Annotated in this window: 13 protein-coding genes and 1 pseudogene; 8 read left to right on the forward strand and 6 right to left on the reverse strand. The window is 71.6% G+C overall.

The features are described from left to right. Positions 1–7: 7 nt before the first annotated feature. Positions 8–1,372 carry a glutamine synthetase family protein gene (locus tag IEY86_RS05050; protein ID WP_189130277.1) on the reverse strand — a complete coding sequence of 455 codons (1,365 nt, stop codon included), beginning with the start codon at positions 1,370–1,372 and terminating at the stop codon, positions 8–10. Positions 1,373–1,410: 38 nt separating this feature from the next. On the opposite strand from IEY86_RS05050, the gene IEY86_RS05055 reads away from it, so the two are divergent. Next, positions 1,411–2,280, forward strand: a complete 870-nt coding sequence (locus IEY86_RS05055; RefSeq protein ID WP_189130278.1) for a FadR/GntR family transcriptional regulator — start codon at positions 1,411–1,413, stop codon at positions 2,278–2,280. Between the two features lie 103 nt (positions 2,281–2,383). Continuing rightward, complete coding sequence (locus IEY86_RS05060; protein WP_189130279.1) at positions 2,384–3,079, forward strand: gamma-glutamyl-gamma-aminobutyrate hydrolase family protein; 696 nt, start codon at positions 2,384–2,386, stop codon at positions 3,077–3,079. Between the two features lie 38 nt (positions 3,080–3,117). On the opposite strand, the gene IEY86_RS05065 is transcribed toward IEY86_RS05060, so the two are convergent. From IEY86_RS05065 to IEY86_RS05075, 3 genes are read right to left on the reverse strand one after another with little or no spacing between them, the layout of a single operon-like run. Further along, positions 3,118–5,427, reverse strand: coding sequence for an ABC transporter permease (locus IEY86_RS05065; RefSeq protein ID WP_189130280.1), 2,310 nt, complete (start codon positions 5,425–5,427; stop codon positions 3,118–3,120). Positions 5,428–5,432: 5 nt separating this feature from the next. After that, on the reverse strand, positions 5,433–6,200 hold the full coding sequence (locus IEY86_RS05070) for an ABC transporter ATP-binding protein (RefSeq protein ID WP_189130281.1): 768 nt from the start codon (positions 6,198–6,200) through the stop codon (positions 5,433–5,435). Then, positions 6,197–6,703, reverse strand: a complete 507-nt coding sequence (locus tag IEY86_RS05075) for a PadR family transcriptional regulator (protein WP_189130282.1) — start codon at positions 6,701–6,703, stop codon at positions 6,197–6,199. Before IEY86_RS05075 ends, IEY86_RS05070 begins: the two co-directional genes overlap by 4 nt. 175 nt (positions 6,704–6,878) lie before the next feature. On the opposite strand from IEY86_RS05075, the gene IEY86_RS05080 reads away from it, so the two are divergent. From IEY86_RS05080 to IEY86_RS05100, 5 genes are all read left to right on the forward strand, one after another. Then, positions 6,879–8,156 carry an ABC transporter substrate-binding protein gene (locus tag IEY86_RS05080; protein WP_189130283.1) on the forward strand — a complete coding sequence of 426 codons (1,278 nt, stop codon included), beginning with the start codon at positions 6,879–6,881 and terminating at the stop codon, positions 8,154–8,156. Positions 8,157–8,376: 220 nt separating this feature from the next. Continuing rightward, positions 8,377–10,119 carry a glycoside hydrolase family 13 protein gene (locus tag IEY86_RS05085; protein ID WP_189130284.1) on the forward strand — a complete coding sequence of 581 codons (1,743 nt, stop codon included), beginning with the start codon at positions 8,377–8,379 and terminating at the stop codon, positions 10,117–10,119. 22 nt (positions 10,120–10,141) lie between these two features. Further along, entirely contained in the window at positions 10,142–11,461 is a 1,320-nt protein-coding gene (locus tag IEY86_RS05090; RefSeq protein WP_189130285.1) for an ABC transporter substrate-binding protein, read from the forward strand. A gap of 9 nt (positions 11,462–11,470) precedes the next feature. Next, positions 11,471–12,856 carry an ABC transporter permease gene (locus IEY86_RS05095; protein ID WP_189130286.1) on the forward strand — a complete coding sequence of 462 codons (1,386 nt, stop codon included), beginning with the start codon at positions 11,471–11,473 and terminating at the stop codon, positions 12,854–12,856. Then, positions 12,853–13,767 carry a carbohydrate ABC transporter permease gene (locus IEY86_RS05100; protein WP_189130287.1) on the forward strand — a complete coding sequence of 305 codons (915 nt, stop codon included), beginning with the start codon at positions 12,853–12,855 and terminating at the stop codon, positions 13,765–13,767. The genes IEY86_RS05095 and IEY86_RS05100 overlap by 4 nt, the downstream gene beginning before the upstream one ends. On the opposite strand, the pseudogene IEY86_RS05105 reads toward IEY86_RS05100, so the two are convergent. After that, positions 13,745–14,046, reverse strand: a pseudogene (locus IEY86_RS05105) (helical backbone metal receptor); the annotation flags it as partial. The gene IEY86_RS05100 and the pseudogene IEY86_RS05105 overlap by 23 nt on opposite strands. 132 nt (positions 14,047–14,178) lie before the next feature. Then, positions 14,179–14,628, reverse strand: a complete 450-nt coding sequence (locus IEY86_RS05110) for a MarR family winged helix-turn-helix transcriptional regulator (protein ID WP_189130288.1) — start codon at positions 14,626–14,628, stop codon at positions 14,179–14,181. A 130-nt stretch (positions 14,629–14,758) separates the two neighbouring features. Here IEY86_RS05110 and IEY86_RS05115 point away from each other — a divergent pair, with 130 nt between their 5' ends. Then, the gene (locus IEY86_RS05115; RefSeq protein WP_189130289.1) at positions 14,759–16,342 is read left to right on the forward strand and encodes an MFS transporter; all 1,584 of its coding nucleotides are present in this window, start codon (positions 14,759–14,761) and stop codon (positions 16,340–16,342) included. Positions 16,343–16,375: the final 33 nt, after the last annotated feature.

A 16,375-nucleotide genomic window follows, 5' to 3' on the forward strand; every position in this document is an offset into this window, starting at 1 on the left:
GCGTTCCTCACATGCGCTCGAAGGAGCGGAACCGCTCCCAGTCCGTCACGGCGGCGTCGAAGGCGTCGAGCTCGACACGCGCCATGTTGCGGTAGTGGTCGACCACCTCGTCACCGAAGGCGGCGCGGGCGATGGCGCTGTTCTCCCACAGCTCGGCGGCCTCCCGCAGGGTGGTGGGGACGTGCTCCAGACCGGCGGTGTAGGCGTTGCCGGTGCACGGCTCGGGCAGCTCCAGCTTGTTCTCGATGCCGTACAGCCCCGCCGCGACCATGCCCGCCACCGCGAGGTGCGGGTTGACGTCGCCGCCGGGGAGCCGGTTCTCGAAGCGCAGGGAGCGGCCGTGGCCGACGACCCGCAGGGCGCAGGTGCGGTTGTCGTTGCCCCACGCCACGGCGGTGGGGGCGAACGACCCCGGCTGGAAGCGCTTGTACGAGTTGATGTTCGGCGCGTACAGCAGTGTCAGCTCCCGCAGGGCGGCGAGTTGCCCGGCGAGGAAGTGCTCCATCACCGGGGACATTCCGCCGGGGCCGTCGCCCGCCATGACCGGGCGCCCGTCCTCGTCCTGGAGGGAGAGGTGGATGTGGCAGGAGTTGCCCTCGCGCTCGTTGAACTTGGCCATGAAGGTGAGGGAGACACCCTCCTGCGAGGCGATCTCCTTGGCGCCGGTCTTGTAGACACCGTGCTGGTCGCAGGTGATCAGCGCCTCGTCGTAGCGGAAGGCGATCTCGTGCTGGCCGAGGTTGCACTCGCCCTTGGCCGACTCCACCGTCAGGCCCGCGCCCGCCATCTCGTTGCGGATCCGGCGCAGGAGGGGTTCGATGCGGCCAGTGCCGAGGACGGAGTAGTCGATGTTGTACTGGTTGGCGGGGGTGAGATCGCGATAGGCCCGATTCCAGGCTTCCTCGTAGGTGTCGCGGAAGACGATGAACTCCAGCTCCGTGCCGACGTGGGCACTCCAGCCGTGCTGGGCGAGGCGGTCGAGCTGGCGGCGCAGTATCTGCCGGGGCGCCGCGACGACCGGCGAGCCGTCGTTCCACGCCAGGTCGGCGATCAGCAGCGCGGTGCCCTCCTGCCAGGGGACACGGCGCAGGGTGGCGAGGTCGGGGTGCATGGCGAAGTCGCCGTAGCCGCGTTCCCAGGACGACATGGCGTAGCCGTCCACGGTGTTGAGGTCGACGTCCACGGCGAGCAGGTAGTTGCAGCCCTCCGTACCGTGGTCGAGTACCTCGTCGAGGAAGAACGGCGCGGCGAACCGCTTGCCCTGGAGCCTTCCCTGCATGTCGGGAAAGGCCAGGACGACGGTGTGGATATCGCCGCCCTCGACCAGGGCTGCGAGCTCCTGGACCGTGAGCGGGGGTGTGCGGTCTGCCACGGGAAATGCCTCCTTCGGCCAGCCGGGAGCCATAAGGTATGCACAAGTACCATTGCTTGGGAAGGGGGAGGTCGAACGTGGAGAAGGACGGTGGCGGCGTGAGCGCGGCGGACGAGGGCCCGGGCACCGCCGGGCACGGCGATCCGGTCGCTGCCGGGCACGAGGCGGACCCGCCCGACCGGCTCGCCCCGGTGCTGCGCCCGGTCCGGGCGGGCAACGGCTTCGAGGAGGCGCTGGAGCAGATACTCCAGATCGTCCGGCTCGGGCTCGTTCCCAGCGGTGAACGGCTGCCCTCGGAGCGGGAGTTGGCCGAGCGGCTGCGGATCAGCAGGGTCACCCTGCGCGAGGTGCTGAAGGTCCTGCAGGAGCAGGGCCTGGTGGAGAGCAGGCGCGGCCGGTACGGAGGCACCTTCGTCTGCCGGCGGACCGATCCGGAAGGGCTGGCGGGCGGGGACGCCGAGGCCCAGCTGCGCCGGGTGGTGGCGCAGATGGGGGCCGAGGGGATCGAGGACGTCCTGCGCTTCCGGGAGGTGCTGGAGCTCGGGGCGGTGGAGCTGTGCGCGGCCTCCGACCTGTCGAAGGCGCAGGAGCGGATGCTGACCGAGGCGCTGGCCGCGACCGGCGAGGCGCCGCTGTCGGACTACCGCAGGCTCGACACCCGGCTGCACCTGGCGGTGGCCGAGCTGTCCGGGTCACCGTCCGTCGCGACGCACTACGCGGCGGTGCGGGCGAAGGTCAACGAGCTGCTGGACCGCATTCCGCTGCTCGTGCGCAATCTCGAGCACTCCCAGCGCCAGCACACCGCCATGGTGGAGGCGATCCTGGACGGGGACGTGGACGCGGCCCGCGAGGTGGCGCGCGAGCATGTGGCGGGGACGGCGGCGCTGCTGCGCGGCTTCCTGGCCTGAGAGGGGGCCCGGGAGGCACCGGGGCCTTGCTTTCCCTTCACCGCCGAGTAAAGGTATGCGTAAAGACCTTTGAAGCGCCGGGCCGGGGAGAGAGGCAGGACTGATGGGCAGACCGCTGATCGGGGTCAGCACCTACCTGGACGAGGCCCGGTGGGGCGTGTGGCACATGCGCGCCGCCCTCCTGCCCGCCCAGTACCCGACTCTGGTGCAGCGCGCGGGCGGTCTAGCGGCGATGCTCCCGCCGGACGGTCCGGAAGCCGCCGAGGACGCGGTCGCCCGCCTCGACGGACTCGTCGTCTCCGGCGGCCCCGATGTCGAGCCGGTGCGGTACGGCGAGCGGCCCCACCCCCTGACCGGCCCGCCCGCCGGGGAGCGGGACACCTGGGAGCTGGCCCTGATCGCCGCCGCCCTGCGGGCGGGCACTCCCCTGCTCGGCATCTGCCGGGGGATGCAGCTGATGAACGTGGCCCAGGGGGGCACCCTCCTCCAGCATCTGCCGGACACCGTCGGGCACGAGGAGCACGCCGCGCGCAAGGGCGTCTTCGGCACCCACGCGGTCCGTGCCGTCGAAGGCACCCGGCTCGCCGCGATCATGCCGGGAGAGACGACCGTGCCCACCTACCACCACCAGGGCGTCGGCAGGCTCGGTGCAGGGCTGCTGGTCTGCGCCCACGCCGACGACGGCACGGTGGAGGCGGTCGAGCACGAGGACGCCGCCTTCGCCCTGGGAGTGCAGTGGCACCCCGAGATGGGCGACGACCTGCGGGTGGTGGCCGCGCTGGTCGAAGCGGCGCGCTGAGCCGCCGCCCTCGGCCGCCCGCGCGCAGGCGCCCGGCCTCAGAGCACGTCGCTGAGGGTGTCGGCGAGCCGCCGTCTGACCGCCCGGGCGGCGGGCACCACCGAGACCGCGACGGCTCCCACCACCGCCGCGCCGCCCACCAGGGCGAGCGTGGCCGGCGAGGGCGCCTGCGCTATCCCGGCGCCGATGCCGCTGGAGCGTCCCTGGAGGTCGATGAGCCAGTCCGAGGCGAAGACACCCAGCACCGTGCCGACCGCGGCGGCGGCCAGCGCGACGAACCCCGTACTGGCCACGATCACCGCCATGATCTGGCGCGGGGTCAGCCCCATGGCCTTGAGCGCCAGCAGGTCCCGCGCCCGGTCGCGCACCCCGGAGCCGATCGTCGTGGACAGCTCGGCCAGTCCGATCAGGGCCAGCACCGCGACCAGGCCGACGATCACCCCGCGCACGGCCGAGAGATCGTCCGCGGGGTTGGGGACCTCCCGCACCTCCAGCCGTCCGTGCGACGAACTCGCGAGGGCGGAGCTGACCGCCCGGGCATCGGCGCCGTGGCGCAGCTCCAGGCGGTAGAAGTCCGGAGTCAGCTTCGGATCACGGTCGCGCAGGGTGTCGAGGGCCGTCGAGACCACCCGGCCCGCGTCCTCGGTCTCGATGCTGCGCCCCACGATGTGCAGGACCTGGGGGCTGCCCTCGACCGTCATCCGTACCCAGTCGCCGACCCTCACATCCAGCAGGTCGAGCAGCCCCTGGCCCGCGACGGCCTCGTCGGGACCCGTGGCGGCCCGGCCCTCGGCGACGGAGAACGGGTAGGGGTCGCGCGCGGTGCCCAGGCCGCGCAGGGTGATCGTCCCGGTCTGGCCCGGGACCAGTGCCTCCACCTCGGCGCCGGGGTGGGCGACGGCCACGTCCGGCTGCTCGGACAGCATCCCGCGCACCTCGGCGTCACCGAGGCCCTCCGAGCGGACGGTCAGCCGGGCGGCGAGGCCGACCTTCTCCGGGTGGGCCTCGAAGCGGTCCAGCGTCGACCAGGCGCCGAGGGCGACCGTGATCAACAGCAGCGGCACGGCCAGCCGCCCCACCGCGGCGGACGAGCGCCCCGGGCGGCTGAAGGCACCGCGCCAGCCGAGCACCAGTGCGGGCGGGGTCCTCAGCCGAAGAGCGAGCCTGGTGGTGCCGGACATCCGCCGGCTGCGGGGGACGGCCGCCCGGGCGACGGGCACCGGCGGCACCCGGCCCGCCCGCCACGCCGCGACCCCGGTGGCCGAGGCGATGGCGAGCACCGCACCCGCGCAGGTGACCGAGGGAACCCAGGCGTGCTCGGGCAGGACCTGCCACAGCCGCATCGCCTCCCCTATCCGGCCCGGTATCCGGCTGCCCAGCGTCTCCGTGACCACCGCGCCGATGGCCACGCCCAGCAGGGCGAACGCGATGTGCTCGGCCAGGAACATCCGCACGACCTGCGCCGGGGTGAAGCCGATCGCCTTGAGCACGGAGATGTCCCGCAGGTGACCGCGCACCCTGGTGCTGATGGCCCCGGTCACCGCCACGGTGGCCGCGAGCAGGGCGCCGAGCCCGAACAGGCCGAGGAGCAGGCCGAGGAGCCGGTTGTCGCCCTCGGCGTCGGAGCGTGCCTGCTGCCACGTGGAGACCTTGGCGATCTGGTCGGCGCCGAGGGTGGTGACGGCCCGCTGGACCGTGAAGTCGGTGTCCCCGGGGTCGTCGAGCCGCAGCCCGATGGCCTGCCCCCGGTGGTCGCCGCTCGGGTCGACCTCGGCCAGCACGGAGGGCAGCACCCAGCCGATGCCGGGAGTCTCGCCCTGCCGGAACCTGGGCTCGGCGCTCTCCGCGATGCCCTCCACCTTCAGCGTCCGCGGCGTGCCGCCGCTGCCGCGCACCCGCAGCGTGTCACCCGGCTCGGCCCACAGGGCGGCCGCCACCGACCGCTCCAGCACGATGCCGTCGCGGTGGTCGGCGTCCAGCCAGTGGCCCGAGCCCAGGAGCGGGTGGGCGACCGCGGGTTCGGCCGGTCCCGAGGAGCGCAGCTCCAGCGCGGCCTTGGCCCCCGCCAGTTCCGCTCCGGCCGGGGTGGTGGGGAAGGGACCGGACGAGCCGGAGACCCCGTCGAGCCGGGCGAGCCTGCCGGTGTCGGCGCCGGCGCGGGTGTGGATCCACACATGGGCGCCGGAGGACTGGGTGAACACCCGCTGCCAGGGGTTGGCCGCGTATTCCAGGAGGGCGCCCGCGAGCAGGAGCGAGGCGATGACCCCGGCTGTCGCGAGCACGACGAACAGGGCCTCTCCCCGGCGGGCGCGCAGGTCGGCGTGCGCCCAGCGCAGCGTGGCGCGCATACCGGTCAGCCCTTCAGCTCGAGCACGTCGGCCACCCCGCTCGTACGCCGGCCCTCGCCGCCGAGGGTCGCGTCGTCCACGACCCGCCCGTCGAAGAAGCTGATCACCCGGTCCGCGGCGCTGGCCATCCTGGCGTCGTGGGTGACCATGAGGATCGTCTGGCCGCGCTGGTGGAAGCGGGACAGCAGCCGCAGCACCTCCCGGGTGCCCTTGCTGTCGAGGCTGCCCGCGGGCTCGTCGGCGAGGAGCAGGCCCGGATGGTTGACGAGGGCGCGGGCGAGGGCGACGCGCTGCTGTTCGCCACCGGACAGCTCGGCGGGCGTGCTGCCCTCCTTGCCCTCCAGGCCCAGCTCGGCGAGGAGTTCCTTGCGGCTCGCCCTGGCCTGCCGGGGAGTGCTTCCGGCCAGCAGGGCGGGCAGTTCGACGTTGTCCGCGACGGTGAGGTTGGAGACCAGGTTGAAGAACTGGAACACGATCCCGATGCCGCGGCGGCGCAGCACGGCCCACCGGGCCTCGTTGCAGGTGTCCACGCGCTTGCCGTCGAGCCGGATCTGCCCGCTGTCGGGCCGGTCGAGGCCGCCGAGCAGGTGGAGCAGGGTGGACTTGCCCGCTCCGGAGGGGCCGGTGACGGCGACGAACTCGCCGCGCTCGATCCTGAGGTCGACACCGCGCACGGCTTTGGCCTCGACGCCGTCCGCCCGGTACGTCTTGACCAGGCCCTCGGCCCTCAGCATGGGCGGCACGTCGGCGCGGGACCGATCGGCGTCGCTCATTCCAGCTCCTCCTGACAGCGCTCCAGCCAGTCGAGGTCGGCCTGCAGATGCAGCATGGCGCCCTCGATCAGCAGTTGCGCGACCCGGTTGTCCCGGTCCTCGGCGGCCGCCAGTTTGGACAGGTCGCGCATGGTGTTGAGGTAGTGGCGCCGCTGCCTGTTGATCAGGGAGATCTGGTCGGCCACGCCTGTTTCCGGCGCCAGGGCGAGCTTCATGAAGAACTCGTCCCTGACCCGCGGCTCATCGGTCGGCTCCTCGAACCACGCCCTCACCGCTTCATGGCCGGCTTCGGTGAGTTCGTAGATGCGCTTGTTCGGCCGACTGGACTGGGCGACGTCCTCCCCGCGGATCAGGCCGGATTTCTCCAGCCGGTTCAGGGTGACGTAGATTTGTCCGACGTTCGGCTGAGGGTACGCGGCGCCCAGGAGCTTCTCAAGGGCGAGCTTGAGCTCGTATCCATGGGCGGGCCCCTTGGCGAGGAGCGCGAGCAGGGGAAGACGCAAGTGCCGCCCGCCTCCTCCCCGCCGATACCTGCTTGTTAGGGGGCCGCATCCGATGACGAACCGGTGGCCCCTTGCGTATTGCCGCGACGTCTAGTATCCCGCATGCCTAACAGGTATACATGTGCGAAGGCGTCGGGCGCACCGGGTCGGCGCCGGTGCACCAAGGAGGAAACCTATGCGGTGGGCGCGTGCCGCGGGTAGGGGGCTCCTCGTCGGAGCCCTCGTGCTCGTCGGCTACGCCGGTGTGGACGCCCGGGCGGGCGAACGCACCACCGCCGCCGAGGGCCGGGGACCGCTGACGCTCGTGACGGGCGGGGACCTGACCGGATACCTGCGCGGTGTGCTGGGCGACTGGAACCGCGGCCATCCGTCGGAGAAGGCCACGCTCGTGGAACTGCCGGAGGCCGCCGACGAGGTGCGGGCCCAGATGGCCACGGCCCTGCGGTCGGGCAGCGACCGCTTCGACGTGCTCAACATCGATGTGGCGTGGACCTCGGAGTTCGCCGCCGCCGGGTGGATCGCCCCGGTGGAGCGCGACCGGTTCTGCCTGGACCGCTTCCTTCCTCCGGTGGTGGACACCGCGACATTCCGGGGGCGGCTGTACGCCGTGCCGTATGTGACGAACGCCGGGCTGCTCTACTACCGCAAGGACGTCCTGGACAAGGCGGGCGAGAGGGCGCCGCGCACCTGGGCCGAGCTCGAGCGGATGGCGAGGGATGTCGCGCCCGAGTACGGCCTCGACGGCTACGCGGGCCAGTTCCTGCCGTACGAGGGGCTGACGGTGAACGCGGCCGAGGCGGTCCGGTCGGCGGGCGGCACGATCCTCGGCGACGAGGGGGCACGCGTCACCGTGGACTCCCCGGCGACGCGCGAGGGCCTGTCGTTCCTCACCAGGGGTGTGCGCGAGGGCTGGATCCCGAAGGAGGCCCTCACCTACAAGGAGGAGGAGTCCCGGCGGGCGTTCCAGGACGGGCATCTGCTCTTCCTGCGCAACTGGCCGTACGTGTACTCGCTGGCCAACGGCAAGCAGTCCAAGGTCGCCGGGAAGTTCGACGCGGTACCGCTGCCGGGCCCCCGCGGGCCGGGCTCCAGCGTCCTGGGCGGCTCCAATCTCGCGGTCAGCGCGCACTCGAGGCATCCGCGGTCCGCGGCCGACCTGATCGCCTACCTCACGAGCGAGCGGGTGCAGCGCAAGGTCCTCACCCAGGGATCGCTGCCCCCGGTGTGGGCGGGGCTGTACTCCGATCCGGCGCTGGTGCGCAGATTCCCCTATCTGCCCACGCTCCGGCAGAGCGTGCTGACGGCCAAGCCGAGGCCCAAGAGCCCCCGGTACGACCAGGTGAGCCTGGCCTTCCAGGCGGTGGTGCACGACGCGCTCGCACAGCGGCAGACGCCGCGCGAGGCGGTGGCCCGCCTGCGGCGTGAACTCGAGGCCATCGTCAGCCGCGGCTGACCATCACCCTCGTTCTGCCACTGTTCCCCCCACTCGCTACTTACATGTTAGGTAGCTTGCCCTGCCCAAAGGGCCTCAGATTCCCCCTCAAATCAGGACGGCTGTCTCTTCCGTTACCTCTGAATCGTTGACACCCGCTTGTCACGAGTACTTAACATGCATGCATAACAGCAGACGCCGGCTCAGGTCGCGCACGCACGAATCAGGACGGTCACGGGAGATGCTCACAGCCCCGGTCGAGGACAACCCTTCGCAGTGCCCCGCACCGGGCACCGCGGCCGGCGCCGACCGGCGCTGGTGGAGGGACGCGGTGATCTACCAGGTGTACGTCCGCAGCTTCCTGGACAGCACGGGCGACGGTGTCGGCGACCTCGCCGGGGTCCGCGTCGGTCTGCCCTACCTCAAGAAGCTCGGGGTGGACGGCATCTGGCTCAGCCCCTTCTACCCTTCCCCCAACCACGACCACGGCTACGACGTGGCCGACTACAGCGACGTCGACCCGATGTACGGGGACCTCGCCGAGTTCGGCCACCTGGTGGCGGACGCCCACCGGCTCGGCCTGAAGGTGGTCATCGACATCGTCCCCAACCACTGCTCGAGCGAGCACCCGTGGTTCCGGGCGGCGCTGGAGAGCGGCCCGGGCGGCCCGGCCCGCTCCCGCTTCCACTTCGCCGACGGGCGCGGCGAGAACGGGGAGCTGCCGCCCAACAACTGGCACGCGATGTTCGGCGGCTCCGCCTGGTCCCGGATCACCGAGCCGGACGGCACGCCCGGCCAGTGGTACCTGCACCTGTTCACCCCCGAGCAGCCCGACCTGAACTGGCGCGAGCCGGCCGTGGGGCGCCACTTCGACGAGGTACTGCGCTTCTGGCTCGACCGGGGCGTGGACGGCTTCCGCATCGATGTGGCCGCCGGACTGTTCAAGCACCCCGAACTGCCCGACTCCCCCGACCCCGAGGCCGACGAGCGCAACCGGGACTCGGTCAACCCGCTGGCGTGGAACCAGCCCGAGGTGCACCAGGTCTGGCGCGACTGGCGGGCGGTGTGCGAGGAGTACACCGCTCGCGACGGGCGCGACCGGCTGCTGGTCGGCGAGGTGTCCGTGCCGACCGCGAGCCAGCAGGCCGACTATGTGCGCCCCGACGAGCTGCACCAGGCGTTCTTCTTCCACCTGCTCAGCGCCCGCTGGGACGTCGAGGCCTTCCGGACCACCATCACCGACGCGCTGCGCGACATCGCCGGCACCGGCTCCACGGTCACCTGGGTGCTCAACAACCACGACCAGGTCAGGACCGTGACCCGCTACGACGGGGAGTCCACCGGCCTGGGCACCGCCCGCGCCCGCGCCGCCGCCCTCCTGATGCTCGCCCTGCCCGGCGCCGCGTATGTCTACCAGGGCGAGGAACTGGGCCTGCCCGAGGTCGTCGACCTGCCCGACGAGGTCCTGACCGACCCGATCTTCCGCAGGACCGGCAGCCGCCGCCACGTCCGCGACGGCTGCCGGGTGCCGCTGCCCTGGTCCGGCCACGCGAGCCCCTTCGGCTTCACCTCGGAGGGCAGCACCGCCCGGCCGTGGCTGCCGCAGCCGCAGTGGTTCGCCCAGCACGCCACCGACAGGGCGCTGGCCGACACCCGCTCGTTCTGGCACCTGTACCGCGAAGGGCTGTACCTGCGGCGCAGCCTTCCGCAGCTCGGCGAGGGGGACCTGCGGTGGCTGGAGTGCCCGCCGCAGGTGCTCGCCTTCGTCCGCGGCGACGGACTGGTGTGCGCCGTCAACTTCGGCGAGCAGGCCGTCCCGGCCCCCGTCGCCGGCACCCCGCTGCTCGCCAGCGGCGACTGCGCGGCGGGGACCCTGCCCGGCAGCACCGCCGCCTGGTGGATCTGCGACCAGTTCGGTCAGCAGACCCCGCAGGCCCCCGTCCCGCAGTCCCTGCAGATCTCCACACAGCAGAACTCCAACTGAGCCAAACCGAAGGGAACACGCAATGAGACGCATAGCGGCATCGGGCGCGGCGGTACTGAGCCTGGCACTGGCGGCGACCGCCTGTGGCGGCGACACCAAGACGGCCTCGAGCGGGAGCCAGGAGCTCAAGGGCCAGACCGTCTCCGTCGCGGGGGTCTGGACCGGTGTGGAGCAGAAGAACTTCAAGAAGGTCCTCGACGCCTTCAGCGCCAAGACCGGCGCGAGGACGACGTTCGTCTCCACCGGCGACAACGTCTCCACCGTGGTCGGCAGCAAGATCGAGGGCGGCAACGCGCCCGACGTCGTGATGGTGCCGCAGGTCGGCGTCCTCCAGCAGTTCGCCAGGAAGGGCTGGCTGGCCAAGCTGTCGGGCAAGGCGTTCAAGGCCACCGCCGCCAACTTCGCCCCCGTGTGGTGGGACTACGGCAGCGTCGACGGTGACTTCTACGGCGTGTACTTCAAGGCCTCGCACAAGTCGACCGTCTGGTACAGCCCGCAGGCGCTCGACCAGGCCGGGGTGACACCGCCGAAGACCTACGCGGACCTGCTCAAGGCCGGGCACACCGTGTCCGACTCGGGGCTTGCGGCCTTCTCGGTCGCGGGTGAGGCCGGATGGCCGCTCACCGACTGGTTCGAGAACATCTACCTCTCCCAGGCCGGCCCCAAGAACTACGACAAGCTGGCCGGCCACCGCATCAAGTGGACCGACCCCACCGTCGTCAAGGCGCTGACCACCCTGGGCAAGCTCTTCCGGGACAAGGCACTGGTCGCGGGCGGCGGCGCCAAGGCCCTGCAGACCGACTTCCCCGAGTCCGTCGAGCAGGTCTTCGGCCGGCAGGCCAAGGCCGCCATGGTCTACGAAGGCGACTTCGTCGGCGCGCTGGTCGCGGACCAGTTCCACAAGACGGTGGGCCAGGACGCCAAGTTCTTCCCGTTCCCCGCGGTCGACGGCGGCAAGCCCCCGGTGGTCGGCGGCGGTGACGCGGCCGTGGTGCTCAAGGCGGGCAAGAACCGCAAGGCGGCCATGAAGTTCGTGGAGTACCTGGCCACCCCGGAGGCCGCGGCCGTGTGGGCCGAGGCCGGCGGCTACATCTCCCCCAACCGCAAGCTCGACCCGGCCTCCTACAAGGACGACACCACCCGCAGGACCGCCGAGTCGCTGGTCAAGGCGGGCGACAGCGTGCGGTTCGACATGTCCGACCAGGCGCCGGCGGCCTTCGGCGGCACCCAGGGAGCGGGCGAGTGGAAGCTCCTCCAGGACTTCCTGCGCGACCCCTCCGACCCGGCGGCCACGGCCCGCAAGCTCGAGGACGCCGCTGCCAAGGCCTACCAGAAGGACTGAGTCTCCCCCATGGCTGTCACCGCCCGTCACGCGCCGCCCGCGAAAGCGGGCGGCGCCCCGCCCAGCCGAAGCACCCCGTCAGGAAATCCCCGGCGCCGCGCGGCGCGGCGGCGCAGGCTCATCGCGCTGGTCTTCCTCTTCCCGGCGCTGCTGCTCCTCGGCGCCCTCGTCGCCTATCCGATCGTCTTCTCGGTCGGCCGCAGCCTCTTCGACGCCTCCGGTGACCGCTTCGTCGGCGTCGACAACTACTCCGAGATGTTCAGCGACCCGGCGACGCTCACGGCGATCCGCAACACCGCGATCTGGGTCGTCGTCGCGCCCATGCTCCTGACCGGGCTCGGACTCGTCCTCGCCGTGCTCACCGAGAAGGTGCGCTGGGCGACCGCCTTCAAGCTGCTGATCTTCATGCCGATGGCGATCTCCTTCCTCGCCGCGGGCATCATCTTCCGCGTCGTCTACGAGCAGGACCCCGAGCGGGGTGTGCTCAACGCGGTCGCGGTCGGCGTCCACGACGCCTTCAAGGAGGGCTCGGCCTACCCGGACGCCCGGGCGCGGCTGGGCCAGGGCCTCGACCCCCGGGGCGACGGTTCCTACCGCACCGGCCCGAACCTCGCCCCCGGGCGGACCGTCTCCCTCGGACTCGTCGGCGTGCCCCCCAAGGACATCCCGGCCGAGGCCAGGCCCGCAGCCAAGGCCGCGAGCGCGTCGGCCGCCGCCCATGAGCTGCGGGGCGTGGTCTACGTCGACTTCACTCCCGGCGGCGGGGGCAGGCCCGGAAGGGTCGACCCCAAGGAGAAGGGGCTGCCCGGTCTGACCGTGGAGGCGGTGCGCGAGGGGAAGGTCACCGCCAGGTCCACCACCGCGGCCGATGGATCGTTCCGCTTCTCCGGCCTGTCACCGGGCAGCGGCTACGCCCTCCAACTGCCCCGGAAGAACTTCGCCAAGCCGTACACCGGCATCGCCTGGCTCGGCCCCGCCCTGGTCACCCCGGCGATCATCGCCGCCTACATGTGGATCTGGACGGGCTTCGCGATGGTGCTCATCGGCGCCGGGCTCGCCGCCCTGCCCCGGGAGACGCTGGAGGCGGCACGGGTCGACGGAGCCAGTGAGTGGCAGATCTTCCGAAGGATCACCGTGCCCCTGCTCGGGCCGGTCCTCGGAGTGGTCTTTGTGACGCTGGTGATCAATGTGATGAAGGTCTTCGACCTCGTCTACATCATCGCCCCCGGCCCGGTGCAGCAGGACGCCAATGTGCTGGCCATGCAGATGTGGCTGGTCTCCTTCGGCGGCGGCAACAACCAGGGCCTGGGCAGCGCCATCGGTGTCCTGCTCCTCCTCCTGGTGGCCCCGGCCATGTTCCTCAACATCCGACGCTTCCGCAGGAGCCAGTCATGACCGCCGTCCACGGCACCGCCACCCGAGCCCGGCCGCGTCCCGTTCCGGGGCCGCGCCCGCGTCCCCGGCCGGCCGCCTGGCTGACGAAGGCCGCGAGCGGCGGCCTGGTGCGCACCGTCCTGGTCGTCGTCGCCCTGCTCTGGCTCACCCCGGCGCTGGGGCTCTTCCTCGCCTCGCTGCGCTCGGAGCAGGACAACGCCACCACCGGCTGGTGGACGGCGTTCACCCACCCGGACCAGCTCACGGTCGACAACTACACGGCCCTGCTGAAGGACTCGGGGATCACCCAGGCGTTCTGGAACACGGTGCTGATCTCGGTGCCCGCCACGGCCGCGGTCGTCATCATCGCCGCGCTCGCCGGATACGCCTTCGCGTGGCTGGAGTTCCCCGGCCGGGACTGGATCTTCCTGACGGTCGTGGGCATGCTCGTCGTGCCGGTCCAGATCGGCCTGCTGCCCGTGGCCCGGCTCCTCGGCGGGCTCGGCCTGTTCGGCTCCATCCCGGGTGTCGTGCTCTTCCACGTCGCCTACGGACTGCCGTTCGCGATCTTCCTGCTGCGCAACTACTTCGCCGAGATCCCCCGGGAGATGCTCGAGGCGGCGCGGATGGACGGCGGCGGGGAGTGGCGGATCTTCTTCCGGCTGGTGCTTCCGCTGGGGCGGCCCGCAATCGCGTCCCTGTGCATCTTCCAGTTCCTGTGGGTGTGGAACGACATGCTGGTCGCGCTGATCTTCGCCGACAGCGAGTCGCAGCCGCTCACGGTGGCGCTGCAGTCGCAGATGCGGCAGTTCGGCAGCAACATCGGGGTGCTGGCCCCGGGGGCGTTCCTGTCGCTGATCGTGCCCGTGGTCGTGTTCTTCGCGTTCCAGCGGCACTTCGTCGAGGGGGTCATGGCCGGTTCGGTGAAGTGACCGGCCGGGCGAGCCGCTCGGCGAGCAGCCGCGGCGCGCGCACCAACGACGGGCCGTACCGGGTCGGATGGCGCCCGCTGACGAGGACCGAGGCGGTCGCCGGGAATGCCTGCGGCCCGTCGTCGGCGGTGAAGCGGTACGGCTCGTCCGGAAGCACCACGAGATCGGCGCCGGCCCCGGCCGACTCCCCCACAGCGATGCGCGGACAGCGCTCGGAGTGATCCGCGTGCACATTGTCCGCCCGAGGCGCGCCAGCACATCCCCACATCCCCCATCCCGACATCCCCGACGAGGGTGTCCGGAGTGGCGCAGCGCTCGGTGTACAGCCGCCGGACGGCGCCGGCGAGCCCGCGCTCGACCGGCTCGGCACCGCCCGGCGGCCCGTGCGAGCGCCCGGGTGCCGCCCGCGGGTCAGGGCAAGCGGCACTCCATGGCGGGCCGCAGCTTGGCGAGGAGGGTGTTGAGCGTGGCCCGCTCCTCCTCGGTGAGGGTGTCCAGCGCCGCCTGGGTGGTGGTCATCTGGGCACGGATGCGGCGCATGGTCTGGGAGCCGGACTCCGTGGCGACGACGTTCTTGACCCGGCGGTCCTTCTCGTCGGGCTGGCGCCGCACGAGATCGCGGGACTCCAGCCGGTCGATGATGCCGGTGACATTGGAGGCGTCGCACAGGAGCCGGTCGGCGAGCGCGCGCATGGACATCGGAGTGCGCAGCGATGCCAGCGCCTTGGCCTGCGCGGGGGTGAGGCCCTCGCGGGCGGCGGCGTCCGCGAAGTCTCGGTAGTAGGCGGTCATGGTGGCCGCCACGAGCTCGATGAGCTCGAGGTTTGCCTGCGGTGCCGGTGCCTGCGGGGTGGGCGTCATGGGTCAAGCATACGCAAAGAACTTGACTATCTCAACTATATAGGTCTACCTTGATCCCACTTGCTTGACAGCCTCAAGCTTCTACCTTCTCAAGCTTTCCTCTTCTTCCTTACACGGAGCACTCCTCCTCATGCCCCACGCCGATACCGCCCCCGCAGCAGGCAGGCAGCGCAGCGACACCACCATCGTCCTGACCCTCGCGCTCGCCGCCATGGTCGTGTCGATGATGCAGACCCTGGTCGTCCCCATCCTCGGACTGATCCAGAACTCGCTCGGCACCACCACCGCCAATGTCAGCTGGGTCACCACCGCGACTCTTCTCTCCGCCGCCGTCTTCACCCCCCTGCTCGGGCGCTTCGGCGACCAGCACGGCAAGAAGCGCACCCTTGTCGGTGTCCTCGTCGTCATGGTCATCGGCTCCCTCGTGGCCGCGACGACGCACTCCCTCCTGTGGCTGCTCGTCGGCCGGGTGCTCCAGGGCTCCGCGACCGCGATCTTCCCGCTCGCCCTCTCGGTGCTGCGTGAGGAGATCCGCCCGCAGAAGCTGCCGGGAGCGATGGCCCTGGTCAGCGGAACGCTCGCCTTCGGCAGCGGTCTGGCGCTGGTCGCCACGGGACTGCTGACCCAGGGGGACAACGCCGACTACCGGACCGTCTTCTGGTTCGCCCTCGGCCTTGCCGCCGCCGCCCTGCTGGCCGTGATCTTCCTGGTGCCCGCCGACCGCAACCGCATCGGCGGCCGCACCGACGTGCTCGGCGCGCTCACCCTGGGCGCCTTCCTCGTCCTGCTCCTGCTGCCCATCTCCCAGGGGCACGAGTGGGGCTGGTCCTCCGCCCCCACGATCGGCACCTTCGCCGGCGCCGCCGTGATGGCCGCCGTGTGGGCGTTCACGGAGAGCCGTGTGCGCGAGCCGATGGTCGACCTGAAGATGTTCGCCCACCGCCCGGTGCTGTTCACCAACGTCGCCGGACTGCTCGTCGGCTTCGCGATGTTCGCGCAGTTCATCGGTGTCTCGTACCTCGTCCAGATGCCCGACAGGCTCACCGGCTACGGCTTCAGCGCCTCCGTGCTGCGTGCCTCGGTCGAGTACCTGCTGCCCAGCACGATGGTCTCGCTCGTCGCCGCGCCCGTCGGCGGCATCCTGGTCAAGCGGTTCGGTGCCCGTGTGGTCCTGGCCATCGGCGCGGTGATCGGCACGGGCGGGTTCGCCTGGCTGACCACCTCCCACGACTCCACCGCCTCGGTGATCGGCGCGGGCATGGTCATCGGTGCCTCGATCAGCTTCGGCTACGCTGCCATGCCGGCGCTCATCGTCGCCAGCGTGCCGCACCACCAGACCGGTATCGCCAACGGGATCAACTCGATCTCCCGCTCCGTGGGCAGCTCGATCGGCAGCGCCATGATCACCACGCTGCTGGCCTCCAAGACCATCGAGGGTCTGCCGCACGGTGTGCCGCCGCTGCCCGCCGAGAGCCAGTTCAACCTCAGCTTCGACATCGCCGGAGCGGCCTTCGTCCTCGTCCTGATCGTGGCACTGTTCGGTCTGACCAAGGCGCACGCCCCGCGGATGCACCGCGTCGCCGGGGACGAGGCGGGCAACGTGGGCAAGGAGACCGAGTCCGCCACGACGGCGGAAGGCACGACCACGGCGGAGGGCGCCGCGGTGGCCACCGCGGCCGACCGGGTCCCGCAGACCGCCGAGGCCATCGGCTGACACCCGGCGCCGGCCCATCCGCCGCCCCCACCC

The sequence above is a fragment of the Wenjunlia tyrosinilytica genome, assembly GCF_014646055.1.
GTDB lineage: Bacteria > Actinomycetota > Actinomycetes > Streptomycetales > Streptomycetaceae > Wenjunlia > Wenjunlia tyrosinilytica.